A 19135-nucleotide genomic window follows, 5' to 3' on the forward strand; every position below is an offset into this window, starting at 1 on the left:
GAACCGGGAAGCTGGGAGGCGTCATTCACCGCACGGAGAGTACCCGCCTTGGATTGGCCCACCCTGCTTACCCGCGAACGCCTTGGAAAACCGCTGCACAGTCCCGAAGAACTGGGGCGCAGCCCGTTTCACAAAGACCATGACCGCATCATCTTTTCCGGCGCATTTCGCCGCCTGGGCCGCAAGACTCAAGTGCATCCGGTGACCAGCAACGATCACATCCATACGCGGCTGACCCACTCCCTGGAAGTCAGCTGCGTGGGACGGTCCCTGGGCATGCGCGTGGGCGAGACCCTCCGCAGCGCCCTGCCCGACTGGTGTGACCCGAGCGACCTGGGCATGGTGGTGCAGTCGGCCTGCCTGGCCCACGACATCGGCAATCCGCCCTTTGGTCATTCCGGTGAGGACGCGATCCGGCACTGGTTCCAGCAGGCGTCAGGACGTGGCTGGCTGGATGACATGACCAGCGCCGAACGCAATGACTTCCTGAATTTCGAAGGCAATGCCCAGGGCTTCCGGGTGCTCACACAGCTGGAATATCACCAGTTCGACGGCGGCACCCGGCTGACCTACGCCACCTTGGGCACCTACCTGAAATACCCCTGGACCGCGCGCCACGCCGACTCGCTGGGCTACAAGAAACACAAGTTCGGCTGCTACCAGAGCGAGCTGCCGATTCTCGAGCAGATCGCCCAGAAGCTCGGCTTGCCGCAACTGGAAGAACAGCGCTGGGCCCGGCATCCGTTGGTGTACCTGATGGAGGCGGCCGACGATATCTGCTACGCGTTGATCGACCTCGAAGACGGACTGGAAATGGAGCTGCTGGAATACGCCGAGGTCGAGTCCCTGCTATTGGACCTGGTGGGCGACGATTTACCGCAAACCTATCGCCAACTCGGCCCGCAGGATTCCCGGCGACGCAAGCTGGCGATTTTGCGGGGCAAGGCCATCGAGCACCTGACCAACGCCGCTGCCCGAGCGTTCGTCGAGCAACAGGAGGCGCTGCTGGCCGGCACCCTGCCGGGGGACCTGGTGGAGCATATGCACGGCCCCGCCAAGCGTTGCGTATTGGATGCCAAGGACATGGCGCGCAAGAAGATCTTCCAGGACAAGCGCAAGACCCTGCATGAGATCGGCGCCTACACCACCCTGGAAATCCTCTTGAACGCCTTCTGCGGCGCGGCACTGGAACAACATGGCGGTCGCACCCCGTCGTTCAAGAACCGGCGCATCCTCGACCTGCTGGGCAATAGCGCCCCGGACCCGTCGTGGTCATTGCACGCCTCCTTCCTGCGCATGATCGACTTCATCGCCGGCATGACGGACAGCTACGCCAGTGAGATGGCCCGAGAAATGACCGGGCGCTCCAGCCCGCAATGAAGCAGCGCCCTGGCTTACGGCCAGGGCTGCTTTTCAAAGAATCGCCCTACGCACGGAACAGAGCGGCCTGATCGAAGTTCTTCCCCGCCGCGATGAATAATCGCGCGCCCAGACCGCAGTCTTTCGACACATTTCTACGCCCCATCGCTGGCGGGCCCATTAACTTCTAATTACACGCCCTGTCGGAGCGTCTTCAGGGCATTTGGCCATTTCATGGAAAAACCCATGCTCGAACAACTTCGTATCCTGTTGGTGGAGGATCACCCCTTTCAATTGCTGGCCACCCAATGCCTGTTGCGAAACTACGGCTACCACGACCTGGCCCTGGCTGAGAACGCCGAGCAGGCCATGCGCCTGCTGACAGAAACCGACAGGCCATTCGATATTCTGCTGTGTGATCAATGTTTGCCGGACCTGCCCGGGCTGGAGTTGATTGAAATCGCCAACCGCAGAGGCTTTATAAAATCCGCGATATTGCTCAGCGGCCTGCCCGTGAACGAACTGCAAAACCTCGAGGCCCAGGCACGCGAGCGCAACTTTCCGTTACTTGGCTCCTTGTCGAAGCCGCTGAACCACCTTGAGCTGAGCGAACTCATACGCCAATCGCGCCCCTCCCCGCTCAACAGGAAAGTAGGAAGTTAAACGCCCGCCCACTTCGAACATTCTTCGTTATAACGCTGCTCTCTCACGGGTACTTATTTTCAAACTCCGCTCGCGCAAAATTCTTACACCCGAGCAACAAATACCCGACAGCGCGTAATCCTTTGCTTTTTTTGATGTAGGAATATTCTTGTTTTACGTTTGTTCCACATCAGGCTCATCCTCCTGCATTGCCATGTGAGCTAATGTGCCGACTTTATTTGCGCCTGTATGGAATATGACCATGAACTCAGTTTTTATTATCGATGACCATCCCGTTATACGACTTGCCATTCGAATGTTGTTGGAACATGAAGGTTATAAAGTAGTTGGAGAGGCCGACAACGGTTGTGACGCAATACAAATGGTCAAGGAGTGCCAGCCGGACCTGATCATCCTTGATATCGGGATTCCTAAACTCGACGGCCTGGAAGTGTTGTGCCGATTCAACTCAATGAGCACGCCTACCAAGACGTTGATCCTCACCGCCCAGACCCCGAAGCTGTTCGCCACACGGTGCATGCGCTCCGGCGCCGACGGATATGTCTGCAAGGAAGGTGACTTAAGTGAGCTACTGAGTGCCATCAGGGCAGTCTTGTCGGGTTACAACTACTTTCCGAGCCAGGCCCTTAATGGCAGCACTAATGAAACAGATTGCAATGAAGAACTCGAACTTTTCAAAGTCGTCAACGATCGCGAACTCATGGTGTTGCAACTTTTCGCACAAGGCCGGACAAACAAGGAAATAGCCAAAGGCATGTTCCTCAGTAACAAGACTGTCAGCACCTACAAGAAAAGGCTCATGCAAAAACTAAAAGCCAAATCCTTGGTAGAACTTATCGAGATGGCAAAACGTAACGCGCTAGTGTGAGAAATCGGATGCCCAGGCGTATAAAGGACTATCTAATCATATTGAGTATCGGGGTGTGCCTCAGCACTGCCGTGCCTGCCGAACAAACGGCTCCCGAGCCATACGCGCTGCTGGGACGCGCCGGCGCCGTTCAACTGGATACACCACTGAACAAGACACAACGCCAGTGGCTGCAGAACAAACGGGAGCTGATACTGGGCACGTCTGCGCCAGACTACCCGCCCTTCGACATCACCTCCAGCGGACGGGATTATGAAGGGCTGACCGCCGATTACGCGGGCCTGGTGGCCAGGACGCTGGCAATACCGCTGAAGGTATTGCGCTACTCCACCCGGGAGGCCGCGATCCAGGCGCTGGAAAACGGTGATATCGACTTTCTGGGGTCCGCCAACGGCTTTGAAGCGGCGAATCCCGACATCGCCCTGTCATTGCCCTACGCGGTGGATCAGCCGGTACTGGTCACCCGTGAAGGTGAAAACCGTAACCTTGGCGACGGCCTGGCGGGCTTGCGCCTGAGCCTTGTCTACCACTATCTGCCCATGGATGAAGTGCAGGCGCTGTATCCAAAGGCGACCATCCACGCCTACTCGTCCTATCAAAATGCCTTGAACGCGGTGGCATTCGACCAGGCTGATGTATTCCTGGGCGATACCATTTCCACTCATTACATGATCAACAAGGGCTACCTGAAAAATATCCGCATGGCCAACTTCGGCAAGCACGAGGCCCACGGATTCAGCTTCGCCTTGCGCAAGGATCAACCCATTCTCCTGAGCATCATCGATTCAGTGCTCGATGGCATATCAACCTATGAACGCGACAGCATCGCCAAGCGCTGGAGTGCGGGCAGCGACATTCTCCTGACCGACCGCAAGCTGCAACTGACCCTGCGTGAAGAGCGCTGGCTCAAGGAACACCCGGTGGTGAAGGTGGTGGTCAATGAAACCCTTGCGCCCCTGACATTCTTTGACACCGACGGTAACTTCCGGGGTGTCACAGCCGATCTCCTGGAGCTGATCCGCCTGCGAACCGGCCTGCGCTTCAAGATTCAACACGAGCGTAACGTCGCCAACATGATCGAACTGGTGCAAACCGGCGCAGCGGACATCATCGGCGCAATTACCCCCAGCACCGGCCGCGAGTCCCGGTTGAACTTCAGCCGCCCCTACCTGGAAAACTCCTATGTATTGCTGACCCGCAAAGAGCCGGGCGCCCCCACAAGCCTTGAACAAATGGCCGGCAAGCGCCTGGCGATTACCCAGGGCAATCAGCTGGAAAAATTCCTGCAGCAGGCGTTTGCGCAGATAAACCTGGTGGAAACCGGGGATACCTTCAAAGCATCGGAATTGTTGGCACAAGGGCAAGTGGACGGCGCGGTGAACCCCTTGGTGATCGCCAACTATCTGCTTTCTTCTCCGGCATTCAAGGACAAATTGCAGATCAGCTCCAGCATCGGCACGTTGCCCGCGTCCTTTGCCCTGGCGACGTCCCGTGACGCCACGGAGCTGAGTTCGATTCTGGACAAGGCGTTGCTGAGTATCGCCCCGGATGAGATGGCGGCGATCAACAGCCGCTGGCGCGGCTACAACGCGGCGTCCGATGGCTACTGGCGTAATTACCACCGCCTGATCGCCCAGATCATCATCGGCACCGGACTGCTGCTGCTGATTTCCCTGGCCTGGAACGGCTACCTGCAGCGCCAGATCAAGCATCGAAAACTGGCCGAGCGCGCCCTGAACGACCAGTTCGAGTTCATGCGGGCGCTGGTCAATGAAACGCCCCATCCGATCTACGTGCGCGACCACAACGGCTTTCTGCAAACCTGCAACGACAGCTACCTGCAGACGTTCGACGTCAAGCGTGAAGAGGTCATCGGCAAGAGCATCACCCAGATGAGCATGGCGCTGGAGACGGAGTCGGCCCAATACCATGCCGACTATCAGCGGGTAGTGGCCGAGGGTAAACCGCTGATCCTTGATCGCACCCTGCATGTTCACGGGAAAAAACTCACGATCTACCACTGGATTCTCCCTTACCGCGACTCCATGGGCGAGGTCCAGGGCATCATTGGCGGCTGGATCGATATCAGTGAACGGCGCCAGTTGTTCGATGAACTTCGCGCCGCCAAGGAGCGTGCCGACGAAGCCAACCGCGCGAAAAGCACGTTCCTGGCCACCATGAGCCACGAAATCCGCACACCGATGAACGCCGTCATCGGCATGCTCGAGTTGACACTCAAGCGTGCCGACCAGGGGCACCTGGATCGCCCCGCCATCGAGGTCGCCTACAACTCGGCCAAGGACCTGCTGGAGCTCATCGGCGACATTCTGGACATCGCACGCATCGAATCCGGCCGCCTGAGCCTGGCGCCGGAGCGGGTCAACCTGCGCGAGGTGATCGAGTCGGTGGTCCGTGTGTTCGACGGCCTGGCGCGTCAGAAAACCCTGAGCCTGGTGCTGGAATTCGCCCCCGATGCCGGCGACACCGACGTGCTGATCGATCCGTTGCGGTTCAAGCAGGTGCTGTCGAACCTGGTGAGCAACGCGATCAAGTTCACTGAACGCGGGCAGGTGAAGATCAAGGTGCAACTGAAGGCGACCGGGCAACCTCAACAGATCGAGATGAAACTGGTGGTGGAGGACACCGGCATCGGGATCAATCGCGAAGACCAGTTACGCCTGTTCGAACCTTTTGCCCAAGCCGACAACTCCGGGCACCTGGCCAGGAGCGGCGCCGGCCTGGGCCTGGTGATCTGTCGCAGCCTGTGCGCCATGATGGGCGGGCAATTGAGCCTGAGCAGCGTGCCCATGGTGGGCACCCAGGTGCACGTCAACCTGAAGATGACCAGCCTGCAGCCGGTCAAGGCGGTAGACAAGCTGGAGCCTGCCGCGACCACGCCGGCACCGGTACTCAATGTGCTGGTGGTGGATGACCATCCTGCCAACCGCTTGCTCATGTGCCAGCAACTGGGCTTCCTGGGGCATCAGTTCACCGCGGCCCATCATGGCGCTGCGGGGTTCCAGGCCTGGCGCGAGGAACACTTCGACCTGGTCATTGCCGATTGCAATATGCCGATCATGAACGGCTACGAGTTGAGTCATTCCATCCGCGAGTATGAGCAGCGTGAGCAAAAAACGCCCTGTGTGATACTCGGTTTTACCGCCAACGCCCAACCCGAGGAGAAACAACGTTGCTTCAACGCGGGCATGAATGACTGCCTGTTCAAACCCATCAGCCTCACCGCGCTGGAACAGCAACTGGCGCAAGTCTGCCCGCTGCCCATGCGCAGCGTGTTCACCCTTCAAAGCCTGGACGCGATGACAGGCGGCGACCCTCAGTTGAGCCAGCGTCTGCTTGAAGAGTTACTCAGCAGCAGCCGGCATGATCGAGCCGAGCTGATGGCCCTGCTGGCGCAACAAGCTGCCCCCCAGGACCTGATCGAGCAGGCTCACAAGATCAAGGGTGCCGCACGGATCATCCAGGCGGACATCCTGGCCGGACAATGCGAGGCGCTGGAGCAGGCCTGTGGCCAAGGCGAGAATCGGCACGTTATCGAGGTGGGTATCAAGGCGATGGAGAAATCCATGCTTGAGCTGGAAAGGATGCTGCAGATGCAACTGGACGTGCTGGCCCGTCGATAAACTGTAGGAGCGAGCTTGCTCGCGAAAATCGTCAACGATAACGCGGTCATTCTGGATGCACGCGGTGTTCTTTGGTTTTTCGCGAGCAAGCTCGCGCCTACAGGAGACTCAGTCCGTCAGCAATCGGTCAACCGCAGGAAAATCGCCGCCAACTCCTCGATGCCGGCCTGATCCTGCGGGGTAAACCGCGACAGCGACGGGCTGTCCAGGTCCAGCACACCAATCAAGCGCCCGTCCTTGACCAGCGGAACCACCAGTTCGCTGTTGGACGCGCTGTCGCAGGCGATATGCCCCGGGAATGCATGCACGTCTTCCACCCGCTGGGTTTGCCGCGAGACCGCTGCCGCACCGCACACACCGCGACCAAATGGAATGCGTACACAGGCGATCTGCCCCTGGAAAGGCCCGAGCACCAACTCTTCATTGCGGTTGAGGTAGAAGCCCGCCCAGTTCAAGTCATCCAGCTGGTTGAACAGAAACGCCGAAAACTGCGCCGCATTGGCGATGAAATCCCGCTCATCCGCCAACAGCGACTCCAGCTGTGCATGCAGCATGGCGTAGCCATCAAGGCCGGCTCCGGCCGGTTGCAAATCGATCATGGTTGACGCTCCAACAACTTGAGGCCCACCCAATAGCGGGCGAACTGATAGGCACAACGGCCGTTGCGATTGCCACGCCCGGTTGCCCAGCGCACCGCGAGGATGTCCAGCTCTTCGTCGCGCTGCCACTGCAAACCGGCCTTGCTCGCCAACTCACCGATCCAGTGCTCGACCACATCCAGGAAGTGCTCCTGATTGAACGGGTAGAACGACAGCCACAAACCAAACCGGTCAGACAGGGCAATCTTGTCCTCCACCGCTTCGTTGGGATGCAGTTCGCCGTCTATCGTTTTCCAGTTTTCGTTGTCGCTCTGGTTCTCGGGCACCAGGTGACGGCGGTTGGAGGTGGCATACAACAGGACGTTTTCCGGCGCCTGCTCCAGGGAACCGTCGAGTACACTCTTGAGCACACGGTAATCGCTCTCGCCGGCTTCGAAGGACAGGTCATCGCAGAACAACACAAAGCGCTGTGGCAATTTGATCAGTTGCTCGACCACTCGCGGCAGGTCCGCCAGGTGATCGCGCTCGATCTCGATCAGGCGCAAACCGGCCTTGGCATGCTGGGCCAGCAAGGCGCGCACCATGGACGATTTACCGGTGCCGCGCGAACCCCAGAGCAACGCATGGTTGGCCGGCAGGCCGTCGAGAAACTGTTGGGTGTTACGGGCCAATTGTTCGCGCTGTTTATCCACGCCGATCAAGTCGGACAGGCGCATGTCCAGGCTGACTTCCAGCGGCAACAAAAAGCCGCTGCGACCTTCGCGCTGCCAGCGGGCAGCCAGGCAATGGTTCCAGTCAACCGCCTCGCGTGGGGCGGGTAACAGGGGCTCCAGGCGAGCGAGCACCGCGTCGGCACGCTCAAGAAAGGCATTCAATCGAGAATCCACGACTATTCCTCTGGCAAGTTCTTGTAAAAGATGGCGTATTGGCAACCCTGGGGCAGACCGTGCAGGGCTGCACCGAATAAAATCGATTCATGCCGGGCAAGTTTGAGCCTGTGGATGTTCAGCTATGCTTGCCGGGCGAAAGGAAACGTAAAGTGGTACAGCACCCGATGGATATCAAGTTCGCCCACCGCTTGTCTTATAAACAAGCCAGACTGACAGTGCTGGTCGGATTCGTCTTGGGAACCTTGCTCAGCCTGATACAGATTGGGATTGATTATGCCAGCGAAGACGCTTCCATCAACCGGGAAATACGTGCGCTGATTGAAATCAGCCATAACCCGGCTTCACGCATCGCCTATAACATCGACGCCGAACTGGCCCAGGAACTGACCCTGGGCCTGTTGCACTCCCCTGCCATCACCCGCGCCCAACTGATCGACAACAACGGTTTGGTCCTGGCCGATGTCCAGCGCGCGCGCAAGGAAAGCAGCTACCGTCCCATCAGCGACTTTCTGTTTGGCGCCAACCGCCAATTCGAAGACCGGCTGTACCTCACTCATATGCCCAATGACGCCCTTGGCGTATTGCGCCTGGACGTCGACACCTACGCGTTCGGCAGCCGCTTCCTGCGCCGCGCCGAGATTACCCTGCTCAACGGCTTTGCCCGCAGTCTGATCCTCACCGGCATTCTGTTGGCGCTGTTCTACGTGATGCTGACCAAGCCGCTGGTGCGCATCATCCGCGAGCTGAGCTCACGCAAGCACGAGCGCCTGGACTGCCCGCCGGGGCACGAGCACGACGAGATCGGCGTACTGGTCAACGTTGCCAACCAGCAGTTTGAAAACATGGAGACTGAGATCCAGCAACGCCGACACGCCGAAAACCGCCTGACTGAATACCTCGGGCAACTGGAAGACATCGTTTCTGCGCGCACCACCGAACTCAAGGCCATCAATCATCGACTGACGCTGTCGAACGACGAACTGGAAGCGGCGAAGATGACGGCCCTGTCCATGGCCCAGGCACGGGCGGCGTTCCTCGCCAACATGAGCCATGAAATCCGTACGCCGCTCAACGGCCTGCTGGGGATGATCGCCCTCTCCCTCGACAGCCCGCTGAATGCCGAGCAACGTCAGCAACTGTCGATCGCCCATGACTCGGGCAAAGTGCTGGTGGAGTTGCTCAACGATATCCTCGACCTGTCCAAGTTCGACGCCGGCCAACTGGAACTGGAAAGCATCCCGTTCGACCTCGGCTCACTGGTGGAAGACACCGCCAACCTGCTCTCGCAAAACGCCGCACCCAGCGTGGAACTGACGTGCCTGATCGACCCACAGTTTCCCGCCCAAGTGCTGGGCGACCCGACGCGGGTACGGCAGATCGTCAGCAATTTGCTGTCCAACGCCCTGAAGTTCACGCGCTTTGGCCGGGTGGACGTGCGCCTCAGCGCCCAGGCCGGCCGGGTCAGAATCGAGGTATGCGACACCGGTATCGGGATTGCGCAGGATGCTCAGGTCAAAATCTTCCAGCCGTTCACCCAAGCCGGTGCGGGCATCACCCGCCAGTTTGGCGGGACCGGCCTGGGCCTGGCACTGACCCATAACCTGTGCGAGGCCATGAAGGGCCGCCTGAGCATCAGCTCCGAGGCCGGCTTTGGCAGCCAGTTCTGCGCGGACCTGCCACTGCCGACGCATTTACCGGCTGTGCGCCTGGCGCCGCTGGCAGGGGACGTGATCGCGATCACCAGCAGCAGCAGCGGCCTGGCGGAACTCCTCAACAGCCTGCTGCCGAGTTGGGGTCTGACGCCGCGCTGCTACTCCATCGACGATGACTTGAGCGGGCAGCATCCTGACCTGTTGATCACCGACTGTCCCGAATGCCTGTTTCGCCTGCGCCCGTCGATCACCGCGCCGATCCTGGTGGTGACCGCCTACGGCAACTTCATGCCCAGCGGAGAAGTCGCGGCTCTGGCGCCGTTGCAACAACAAGCCCGGCCCCTGAGCCGCACGGCGCTGTATCAGATTCTGCAACGCAACCTGCGCATCGATCCGGACGTGGTGCTTGACCTGATCCAGCTGGAAACCGGCCCCCTCGCTCACCGGGCACGCGTCCTGCTGGTGGAAGACAACCCGGTCAATCAACTGGTGGCCAAGGGCATGCTCGGCAAGCTCGGCTGCGAGGTAATCGTCGCCGCCCACGGTGGCGAAGCCCTCAAGCTGCTGGAAGAGCAAAGCTTCGACATGGTGTTGATGGACTGCAATATGCCAGTGATGGATGGCTATGAGGCCAGCCGGCAAATCCGTCGCAGCGGGCGCTGGCCGGACCTGCCGATTGTCGCGCTGACGGCCAACGCGATGTCCGAGGAGCGCGAGCGCTGCCGGGCGGCAGGCATGAATGACTACCTGGCCAAGCCGTTTCGCCGGGAAGAACTCAAGGCCTTGCTCGACCTGTGGGTGCCGACTACGACAAGTCTTTGATCTGTCGCAACAGCTGATCCAGGCCGTCACGCAAGGCGTCCGCCTGATTCAGGTCAACCCCGCTGTCACACAACAGGCGAGCCTTCAGCGGCTGCACCTGGTCACGCAAGTGTCGACCTTCATCGGTCAGGCTCAGGTGCACTTCACGCTCATCCTGCGCACTGCGCTGACGCCGCACCAGAGCCAGCTGCTCCAGGCGCTTGAGCAGCGGCGTCAGCGTGCCGGAATCCAGCATCAAGCGCTCGCCCAAGGCCTTGACCGTAGGCTGCGACACCGCTGCAGCCTGCCATTCCCACAGCACCAGCATCACCAGGTATTGCGGGTAGGTCAGCCCCAACTGGTCGAGCATCGGCTTGTAGGCTCGGGTAACCGCACGGGAGGCGGCGTAGAGCTTGAAGCACAGTTGGTCGTCAAGCGCCAAAGACAGGTCGGTCATTTGAGCAGGGCTTCGATCTCTTGGGTCAGGTCCTGAGGCTTGGTGGTCGGGGCGAAACGCTTGACCACCCGGCCGTCGCGGCCGATCAGGAACTTGGTGAAGTTCCACTTGATGCCCTTGGAACCCAGCAAACCCGGGGCCTGTTTTTTAAGCTGTACGAACAACGGGTGAGCATCGCTGCCGTTGACGTCGATCTTCTTGAACAGCGGGAAACTGACACCGAAGTTCAGCTCGCAAAATTCCGAAATGGCACCTTCGTTGCCCGGCTCCTGCTTGCCGAACTGGTTGCAGGGAAAACCCAACACCACCAGGCCCTGATCCTTGTAATGCTGCCAGAGTTCCTCAAGCCCTTTGTATTGCGGGGTGAAGCCGCACTTGCTGGCAGTGTTGACCACAAGAATCGCCTTGCCGGCAAAATCGGCCAGGGTCTTTTGCTCCCCCTTGATGGTGGTGCACGGGATGCTCAGCAGGTTGTCGCTCATGGCAGTGCCTCGAAAGAAATAAGAAGACCTGAACGATAGTAGGCAATTCAATTGTGTGCAATTTAATTGCCGGGACTTATGCCTTGATATAACGGCCCCTGCGGACACGAAGGCCCGCAGGAGCTTGACGGTTCAGCGCGGCACCAGGTCCAGGCACACCGAATTGATGCAGTAACGCAACCCGGTCGGCGGCGGACCATCCGGGAACACGTGACCCAGGTGCGCATCGCACTTGGCGCAGGTGACTTCAGTACGGATCATGCCGTGGCTGATATCGCGAATCTCGACCATTGCCTGCTTGGCAATCGGCTCGTAGAAGCTGGGCCAGCCGCAGCCGGAGTCAAACTTGGCCTTGGAATCGAACAGCGGCTCATTGCAGCAGATGCAGTGGTAAACGCCGTCGGTCTTGGTGCCGTTGTACTTGCCGCTGAACGGTCGCTCGGTGCCTTTGAGGCGGCACACGTTGTACTGCTCCGGGTCGAGCATGGCTTTCCATTCATCAACGGTTTTCTGCAACTTTTCCATCGGTACACCTCGGCAACTGAAAAAGCCTGATCTGTGTCTTTTCCATGGATCAGGCGGCACGTATGATTGCGCCTCTTCAAAGCGCCAGTCTGGCACCCGCGTTACCGGCATTCAAACGTATTTATGGGTCAGGCCAACGCAGGATTCTCAGCACGGTAGTCCTCACACCGTCTGGATCGTTCATTTTCAGGATCACATCGCCATGCAGGTCAGCAAATCGAACAAGCTCGCCAACGTCTGCTACGACATTCGCGGCCCAGTGCTCAAGCACGCCAAACGCCTGGAAGAGGAAGGCCATCGCATCCTCAAGCTGAACATTGGCAACCCGGCACCCTTTGGTTTCGAAGCGCCGGACGAAATCCTCCAGGACGTGATCCGCAACCTGCCGACCGCCCAGGGCTACAGCGACTCCAAAGGCCTGTTCAGCGCGCGCAAGGCCGTCATGCAGTACTACCAGCAGAAGCAGGTTGAAGGTGTCGGCATCGAAGACATCTACCTGGGCAACGGCGTGTCCGAGCTGATCGTCATGTCCATGCAGGCCCTGCTCAACAACGGCGACGAAGTGCTGGTGCCCGCCCCCGACTACCCGCTGTGGACCGCCGCCGTAACCCTGGCCGGTGGCCATCCGGTGCATTACCTGTGTGACGAGGGCGCGGACTGGTTCCCGGACCTGGCCGACATCAAGGCCAAGATCACACCGAACACCAAGGCCCTGGTGATCATCAACCCGAACAACCCCACCGGCGCCGTCTACTCCAAGGAAGTGCTGCTGGGCATGCTGGAACTGGCGCGCCAGCACAACCTGGTGGTGTTCTCCGACGAGATCTACGACAAGATTCTGTACGACGACGCCGTGCACATCTGCACCGCCTCCCTGGCGCCGGACCTGCTGTGCCTGACTTTCAACGGCCTGTCGAAGTCCTACCGGGTGGCGGGCTTCCGTTCCGGCTGGATTGCCATTTCCGGTCCCAAGCACAATGCCCAGAGCTACATCGAGGGCATCGACATGCTGGCCAACATGCGCCTGTGCGCCAACGTGCCGAGCCAGCACGCCATCCAGACCGCATTGGGCGGCTATCAGAGCATCAACGACCTGGTGCTGCCACAAGGCCGCCTGCTGGAGCAGCGCAACCGCACCTGGGAACTGCTGAACGCAATTCCGGGCGTCAGCTGCGTCAAGCCCATGGGCGCGCTGTATGCCTTCCCGCGGATCGACCCGAAAGTGTGCCCGATCCTCAATGACGAGAAGTTCGTGCTCGACCTGCTGCTGTCGGAAAAGCTGCTGGTGGTCCAGGGCACGGCGTTCAACTGGCCGTGGCCGGATCACTTCCGGGTGGTCACCTTGCCGCGGGTGGATGACCTGGAGATGGCCATCGGTCGCATCGGCAACTTCCTGAAGTCTTATCGCCAGTGATGGACATTTCGCTGTACGGCCCAACTGAGGTCGTACAGCGATTATCTGGCAACACTTCTCTGCTCTGCGCGGCCCGCTTCGCCTTTTACACTCAACGGGTCCACCCTTGTTCGGGCATCACCCTATAATTACAGGGCCGCAAGGTAATGGAGCGAGACAGCCGAGCCACCTCAGGCCTCGGAAATTCCCTTCAAGGCTCTACATTCAGGCTGTAGGACACAGTTTGAAATAGTCCCTCGGTTGAATAGCCCCATGCTGCACCTTATATACCCCGCAGTACGCGACATATTTAGCATGAGGAGAATTCTACAACCATGATGCGCATTCTGCTGTTCTTGGCCACTAACCTGGCGGTCGTGCTGATTGCCAGCATCACGCTGAGCCTTTTCGGCTTCAATGGGATCATGGCGGCCAACGGGGTTGATCTGAACCTCAATCAGCTGCTGATCTTCTGTGCGGTCTTTGGTTTTGCCGGTTCGATTTTCTCGCTGTTCATCTCCAAGTGGATGGCGAAGATGAGCACCAGCACCCAGATCATCACCCAGCCACGTACCCGTCATGAGCAATGGCTGCTGCAAACCGTCGAGCAATTGTCCCGCGAAGCCGGGATCAAGATGCCTGAAGTCGGGATCTTCCCGGCCTATGAAGCCAACGCCTTTGCCACCGGCTGGAACAAGAACGACGCCCTTGTGGCCGTCAGCCAGGGTTTGCTGGAGCGGTTCTCGCCCGATGAAATCAAGGCGGTTCTGGCCCACGAGATCGGCCACGTAGCCAACGGTGACATGGTCACCCTGGCGCTGGTCCAGGGCGTGGTGAACACCTTCGTGATGTTCTTTGCGCGGATCATCGGCAACTTCGTCGACAAGGTGATCTTCAAGAACGAACAAGGCCAGGGCATGGCCTATTACGTGGCGACCATCTTCGCCGAACTGGTGCTGGGCTTCCTCGCCAGCTCGATCGTGATGTGGTTCTCGCGTAAACGGGAATTCCGCGCAGACGAAGCCGGTGCTCGCCTGGCCGGTACTGGCGCCATGATCAGCGCCCTGCAGCACCTGCGCTCCGAACAGGGCTTGCCGGTGCATATGCCGAACACCCTGACGGCCTTTGGCATCAACGGTGGCATCAAGCAAGGCATGGCTCGCCTGTTCATGAGCCACCCACCGCTGGAAGAGCGGATTGACGCACTGCGTCGTCGCGGCTGACAGCGACAAGAAGAAGGGGCGATTTGATCGCCCCTTTTTTGTGGATGCGATTCAGCCCTTGGTCAACCGATACACCCGCTCTTCCAGGCGCGTGACGCCGTCCTGAACAAACTTCCAGCTGTCACCCAGAATGTCCTGCTCCTCGAGTACATCCAGGCCCCATTGCGCACCAAGCAGCAGCCTCGCCTCCTCATCACTGACCGCAAACGGCGGGCCTGCCTTCTGCGACTGTTCATAGTCGAGGGTGATCAACAGGCCACGACTGCCTCCCGCCAGGAGCCCGTTCAAGTGCGCGGCATACTGCTCCCGCATCAACGGCGGCAGGGCAATCAACGCCGCCCTGTCGTAAAGCGCCCGGCAATCAGCCACTGCGCCAGCATCCAGCGCGAAGAAATCCCCGCACCAGAGTTCGATGGAGCCCGCCTGAAAGACCTTGAAGGCACCCCGCCGACTAATCTGTGGCGTCAGCTCCTGCTCGCTGAAAAACTCTTCAACGGCCTTTTCCGACAGCTCAACCCCCATCACCCGATGCCCGACGCTCGCCAGCCACACCAGGTCCAGGCTCTTGCCGCACAACGGCACCAGCACCTGCGCCCCGTTCGCCACACCCAGGCCGGGCCAATGGCGCAACAGGTAAGGATTCACCTCGGGCAGATGGAAGCCCGTCTGATTGCGCGCCCAACGCTCATGCCAAAATCCAGGCTCCATGATTCACCCTAAAACTTGATCAAATAGCGCTAAAACTTATATTAGATTTAGATCAATGATCTGATTGAAGATGGTCCCATCTTAACCCTCAGGACCCGATCATGCTCCCCAGCCTGTTTATCTCCCACGGTTCACCGATGCTTGCCCTGGAACCCGGTGCCAGCGGCCCGGCACTCAAGCGCCTGGCAGCCGAGTTGCCACGGCCCAAGGCCATTGTGGTGGTCTCGGCACACTGGGAAAGCCAGGGTTTGCTCGTGACCGGCAGCGCCGCGCCCGAGACCTGGCACGACTTCGGCGGCTTCCCGCGAGAACTGTTCGCCGTACAGTACCCGGCGCCCGGTGACCCGGCATTGGCCGCCGAGATTGTCCAATTGCTCAAGGCTGACGGCCTGGAGGCGCGGATTGATGACCAGCGCCCCTTCGACCACGGCACCTGGGTCCCGCTGTCGCTGATGTACCCGGCCGCCGATATTCCGGTGGTGCAGGTATCGCTGCCAAGCCGCATGGGCCCTGCCCTGCAAACCCGTGTCGGCCACGCACTGGCGAGCCTGCGGGAACAAGGCGTGCTGCTGATCGGCTCCGGCAGCATTACCCACAACCTCGGCGAGCTGGACTGGCATGCCGGGCCCGAGAGCATCGAGCCCTGGGCCCGGGATTTTCGCGATTGGATGGTCAGCAAGCTGGCGGCCAACGATGAAGCCGCCCTGCACGACTATCGTCGCCAGGCCCCCCATGCCGTGCGCAGCCACCCCAGCGATGAGCATTTGCTGCCGCTGTATTTCGCCCGGGGCGCCGGCGGTGAATTCAGCGCAGCCCACCAAGGCTTTACCATGGGCGCGCTGGGCATGGACATCTACCGTTTCGCCTGATCGCAGGCAAAAAAAATCCCCGAACCAGTCGGGGATTTTTTATGTTCGATCAATCAGCCCAAGGGCGGATCAATCTTCGCGGTAGCGACGCAGCTTCAACTGCTTACCGGCAACGCGAGTGTCCTTCAGCTTGGTCAGGAGTTTCTCCAGACCATCTTCCGGCAGCTCCACCAGGGAGAAGCTGTCACGCACCTGGATGCGACCGATTGCTTCACGTGCCAGGCCACCCTCGTTGAGGATAGCGCCCAGCAGGTTCTTGGCGGCAATACCATCACGCGCGCCCAGCGCGGTACGGCAGCGAGCACGGCCTTCAGCCAATGGGACCGGAGCACGACGCTCACGATCACCACGGTCTGGACGGTCGCCAGTACGTTCTGGACGATCACCGCGCGGAGCGTTGTTCGGCACCAGTGGACGTTCTTTCTCGATGGCTGCCAGGGTCAGGGCCTGACCGTTGGTAGCCTTGCGCAGCAGGGCGGCAGCCAGGGCACGCGGGGTGCAACCGATATCGGCAGTCAGGCGGTCCAGCAGGTCGCCGTGGGTCGATTCAGCGTCAGCCACCAGCGGCGACAGGCTGTTGGTCAGTTTCTTGATGCGGGCATCAAGAACAGCCTGGGCATCCGGCAGGCGGACTTCGGCAACTTTCTGACCGGTTACACGCTCGATCACTTGCAGCATGCGGCGCTCACGTGGAGTCACCAGCAACAATGCACGACCTTCGCGACCGGCACGGCCGGTACGGCCGATACGGTGAACGTAGGACTCTGGATCGTAAGGCATGTCAACGTTGAACACGTGAGTGATACGTGGAACGTCGAGGCCACGAGCGGCAACGTCGGTCGCCACAACGATGTCCAGGCGGCCATCCTTGAGGGAGTCGATCACGCGCTCACGTTGGTTCTGGGCAATGTCACCGTTCAGCGCAGCGGCTTTGTAGCCTTTGGCTTCCAGGGCACTGGCCAGGTCCAGGGTCGCTTGCTTGGTGCGCACGAACATGATCAGGGCGTCGAAGTCTTCGACTTCCAGCAGGCTCAATACAGCCGAGGTCTTCTGGTCAGCGTGAACCAACAGGTGAGCCTGTTCGATCGCGGTAACGGTCTGAGTCTTGGTCTGGATCTTCACGTGTTGCGGATCGCGCAGATGGCGTTCGGCAATGGCACGGATCGACTGTGGCAGGGTAGCCGAGAACAGTACGGTCTGACGGGTTGCTGGCAGCGCCTTGAAGATGACTTCCAGGTCGTCCATAAAGCCCAGCTTGAGCATTTCGTCAGCTTCGTCCAGAACCAGGTGGTTCACGGTCGACAGCACTTTTTCGTCGCGACGCAGGTGGTCGCACAGACGGCCCGGAGTGGCGACAACGATCTGTGCGCCGTTACGGATTGCTTTCAGTTGTGGGCCCATAGGCGCGCCGCCGTAAACGGCCACAACGGTAACGCCCGGCATTTGCTTGGCGTAGGTTTCGAAAGCGGTTGCTACTTGCAGCGCCAACTCACGGGTTGGCGCCAGGATCAGGGCTTGCGGCTCGCGCTTGGCAGGATCGATGCAGTGCAGGATTGGCAGGGCGAACGCGGCGGTTTTACCGGTACCGGTTTGCGCTTGGCCAATCATGTCTTGGCCGGCCATGATGATCGGGATCGATTGCTGCTGAATAGCCGAAGGTTCTTCGTAGCCAGTCGCGATGACGGCAGCAAGAATATTCGGGTTAAGATTAAAAGCGGCGAAGCCGCCGGTTTCCTGGGTCATGGGTCTGCCTCTAAGTGCATCCGCAAAGACCCATGCTCCAAAGCTGCGCATGCCGTGTTGAGACTCAAGAGTCGCCCTGGCTGCTTTGTCGGCGGGGATTTGCGAAAACGAATGAATGAAAAAGATTCGTCAAGGAAGAGTCCGCTGTGCGGACGTGCAGCCGAAGCTGACTTCGGGGAATTGCGCTACCTAAACGCGGCCCGGTTAAAGGCCGGCGCGCACTATACCGGAAATCGCTGAAAAAGGGAGCTTTTTTTATCGGAAAACACAGGTGAACGGCTCTGCATCAAAGGCTTTGCGCATTGCGGTGAGCGGGTCTATTTTTCAAAGGCCCGGCCCTGTTGGTCATGACGCTTAAACGCTTCACCTTTCACAGCGGGCCCTTCGGTCCGAAACCTCCCTTTGCGCCCGAGGGCACACCCCATGAACCAAGCCAGCAGCAGCCGCGTCAGCCGTGAACAGCAGGGCCATATCCTGTTGTTGGGTCTGGATCGCGTGGCCAAGCGCAATGCGTTCGACCTGGAATTGCTCAATGAGCTGAGCCTGGCGTATGGCGAATTTGATCGCAATGAGGAGGCGCGGGTGGCCATTGTCTTCGGGCATGGCGATCATTTTACCGCCGGGTTGGACTTGGCGAATGTGGGGCCGACGATGGCACAAGGTTGGCAACCGCCTCTGGGTGGCTGTGATCCGTGGGGAGTTTTCGCGGGGCCCCGGGTCAGCAAGCCGGTGATTGTTGCGGCTCAGGGGTACTGCCTGACCATTGGTATCGAGTTGATGTTGGCGGCGGATATCAACCTGTGTGCCAGCAATACCCGCTTTGCGCAGATGGAGGTGCAGCGTGGGATTTTTCCTTTTGGGGGCGCGACGTTGCGTTTTCATCAGATCGCGGGCTGGGGGAATGCCATGCGCTGGTTGCTCACGGGGGATGAGTTTGATGCCCATGAAGCGCTGCGGTTGGGGTTGGTGCAGGAGGTGATGGCCAGTGAGGATTTGTTGCCTCGGGCGGTGGTGCTGGCAAATCGCATTGCCCAGCAGGCGCCGCTGGGGGTGCAGGCCACGCTGATGTCGGCACGCCAGGCACGGATCGAGGGGGAGACCGCGGCGGCGGCCGGGTTGCCCGTTTTGGTGGAGAAACTGCTGAACAGTGAGGATGCCAAGGAAGGTGTACGGGCGATGGTCGAGAAGCGGCCTGGGGTTTTTAAAGGCTGTTGATGGGGAGCTTGGGGCGGGGTACATATCCATTGTTTTTGTAACGGCCA

16 protein-coding genes are annotated in these 19135 nt (G+C 59.7%); 9 read left to right on the forward strand and 7 right to left on the reverse strand.

All coding sequences use genetic code 11. From position 1 onward, the window contains the following. Nucleotides 1-48: 48 nt before the first annotated feature. The 4 genes from LIY45_RS19110 (at nt 49) to LIY45_RS19125 (ending at nt 6531) form a co-directional block, all read left to right on the forward strand. Nucleotides 49-1380, forward strand: coding sequence for a deoxyguanosinetriphosphate triphosphohydrolase (locus LIY45_RS19110; protein WP_017479963.1), 1332 nt, complete (start codon nt 49-51; stop codon nt 1378-1380). A 225-nt stretch (nt 1381-1605) separates the two neighbouring features. Continuing rightward, nucleotides 1606-2022, forward strand: a complete 417-nt coding sequence (locus tag LIY45_RS19115; protein WP_226477234.1) for a response regulator — start codon at nt 1606-1608, stop codon at nt 2020-2022. Between the two features lie 241 nt (nt 2023-2263). Beyond that, nucleotides 2264-2890: a response regulator transcription factor gene (locus tag LIY45_RS19120; RefSeq protein ID WP_017479961.1), complete on the forward strand. Its 627-nt coding sequence runs from the start codon at nt 2264-2266 to the stop codon at nt 2888-2890. 8 nt (nt 2891-2898) lie between these two features. After that, nucleotides 2899-6531, forward strand: a complete 3633-nt coding sequence (locus LIY45_RS19125; protein ID WP_226477235.1) for a transporter substrate-binding domain-containing protein — start codon at nt 2899-2901, stop codon at nt 6529-6531. Between the two features lie 116 nt (nt 6532-6647). On the opposite strand, the gene LIY45_RS19130 is transcribed toward LIY45_RS19125, so the two are convergent. Both LIY45_RS19130 and LIY45_RS19135 read right to left on the reverse strand, forming a co-directional pair. After that, a complete protein-coding gene (locus tag LIY45_RS19130; protein WP_226477236.1) occupies nt 6648-7130 on the reverse strand; it encodes a GAF domain-containing protein in 483 nt (160 codons plus the stop codon). Further along, nucleotides 7127-8017, reverse strand: coding sequence for an ATP-binding protein (locus LIY45_RS19135; RefSeq protein ID WP_003209065.1), 891 nt, complete (start codon nt 8015-8017; stop codon nt 7127-7129). Before LIY45_RS19135 ends, LIY45_RS19130 begins: the two co-directional genes overlap by 4 nt. 167 nt (nt 8018-8184) lie before the next feature. Here LIY45_RS19135 and LIY45_RS19140 point away from each other — a divergent pair, with 167 nt between their 5' ends. Next, nucleotides 8185-10494, forward strand: a complete 2310-nt coding sequence (locus tag LIY45_RS19140) for a response regulator (protein WP_226477237.1) — start codon at nt 8185-8187, stop codon at nt 10492-10494. Here the strand turns inward: LIY45_RS19140 and LIY45_RS19145 are convergent. The 3 genes from LIY45_RS19145 to msrB form a co-directional block, all read right to left on the reverse strand. After that, the gene (locus tag LIY45_RS19145; RefSeq protein WP_017479956.1) at nt 10478-10930 is read right to left on the reverse strand and encodes a MarR family transcriptional regulator; all 453 of its coding nucleotides are present in this window, start codon (nt 10928-10930) and stop codon (nt 10478-10480) included. The two genes, LIY45_RS19140 and LIY45_RS19145, sit on opposite strands and share 17 nt — an antisense overlap. Beyond that, entirely contained in the window at nt 10927-11412 is a 486-nt protein-coding gene (locus LIY45_RS19150; RefSeq protein ID WP_226477238.1) for a glutathione peroxidase, read from the reverse strand. Before LIY45_RS19150 ends, LIY45_RS19145 begins: the two co-directional genes overlap by 4 nt. 132 nt (nt 11413-11544) lie before the next feature. Next, on the reverse strand, nt 11545-11937 hold the full coding sequence (msrB, locus tag LIY45_RS19155) for a peptide-methionine (R)-S-oxide reductase MsrB (protein WP_226477239.1): 393 nt from the start codon (nt 11935-11937) through the stop codon (nt 11545-11547). 202 nt (nt 11938-12139) lie between these two features. Here msrB and LIY45_RS19160 point away from each other — a divergent pair, with 202 nt between their 5' ends. Both LIY45_RS19160 and htpX read left to right on the forward strand, forming a co-directional pair. Next, on the forward strand, nt 12140-13351 hold the full coding sequence (locus LIY45_RS19160; protein ID WP_063032067.1) for a pyridoxal phosphate-dependent aminotransferase: 1212 nt from the start codon (nt 12140-12142) through the stop codon (nt 13349-13351). Between the two features lie 314 nt (nt 13352-13665). Then, a complete protein-coding gene (gene htpX, locus LIY45_RS19165; protein ID WP_003209055.1) occupies nt 13666-14553 on the forward strand; it encodes a protease HtpX in 888 nt (295 codons plus the stop codon). Nucleotides 14554-14604: 51 nt separating this feature from the next. On the opposite strand, the gene LIY45_RS19170 is transcribed toward htpX, so the two are convergent. After that, nucleotides 14605-15261 (reverse strand): thiopurine S-methyltransferase, encoded by a 657-nt coding sequence (locus tag LIY45_RS19170; RefSeq protein ID WP_226477240.1) that lies wholly within the window; start codon nt 15259-15261, stop codon nt 14605-14607. 101 nt (nt 15262-15362) lie between these two features. On the opposite strand from LIY45_RS19170, the gene LIY45_RS19175 reads away from it, so the two are divergent. Beyond that, entirely contained in the window at nt 15363-16130 is a 768-nt protein-coding gene (locus tag LIY45_RS19175; protein WP_017479952.1) for a class III extradiol ring-cleavage dioxygenase, read from the forward strand. Between the two features lie 69 nt (nt 16131-16199). Here the strand turns inward: LIY45_RS19175 and LIY45_RS19180 are convergent, their stop codons facing one another. Beyond that, nucleotides 16200-17873, reverse strand: a complete 1674-nt coding sequence (locus tag LIY45_RS19180; protein WP_003209050.1) for a DEAD/DEAH box helicase — start codon at nt 17871-17873, stop codon at nt 16200-16202. A 423-nt stretch (nt 17874-18296) separates the two neighbouring features. Here LIY45_RS19180 and LIY45_RS19185 point away from each other — a divergent pair, with 423 nt between their 5' ends. Next, nucleotides 18297-19088, forward strand: coding sequence for a crotonase/enoyl-CoA hydratase family protein (locus LIY45_RS19185; protein ID WP_017479951.1), 792 nt, complete (start codon nt 18297-18299; stop codon nt 19086-19088). Nucleotides 19089-19135 lie beyond the last annotated feature (47 nt).

Source organism: Pseudomonas sp. MWU16-30323, assembly GCF_020515595.1.
GTDB classification, from domain to species: Bacteria; Pseudomonadota; Gammaproteobacteria; order Pseudomonadales; family Pseudomonadaceae; genus Aquipseudomonas; species Aquipseudomonas yamanorum.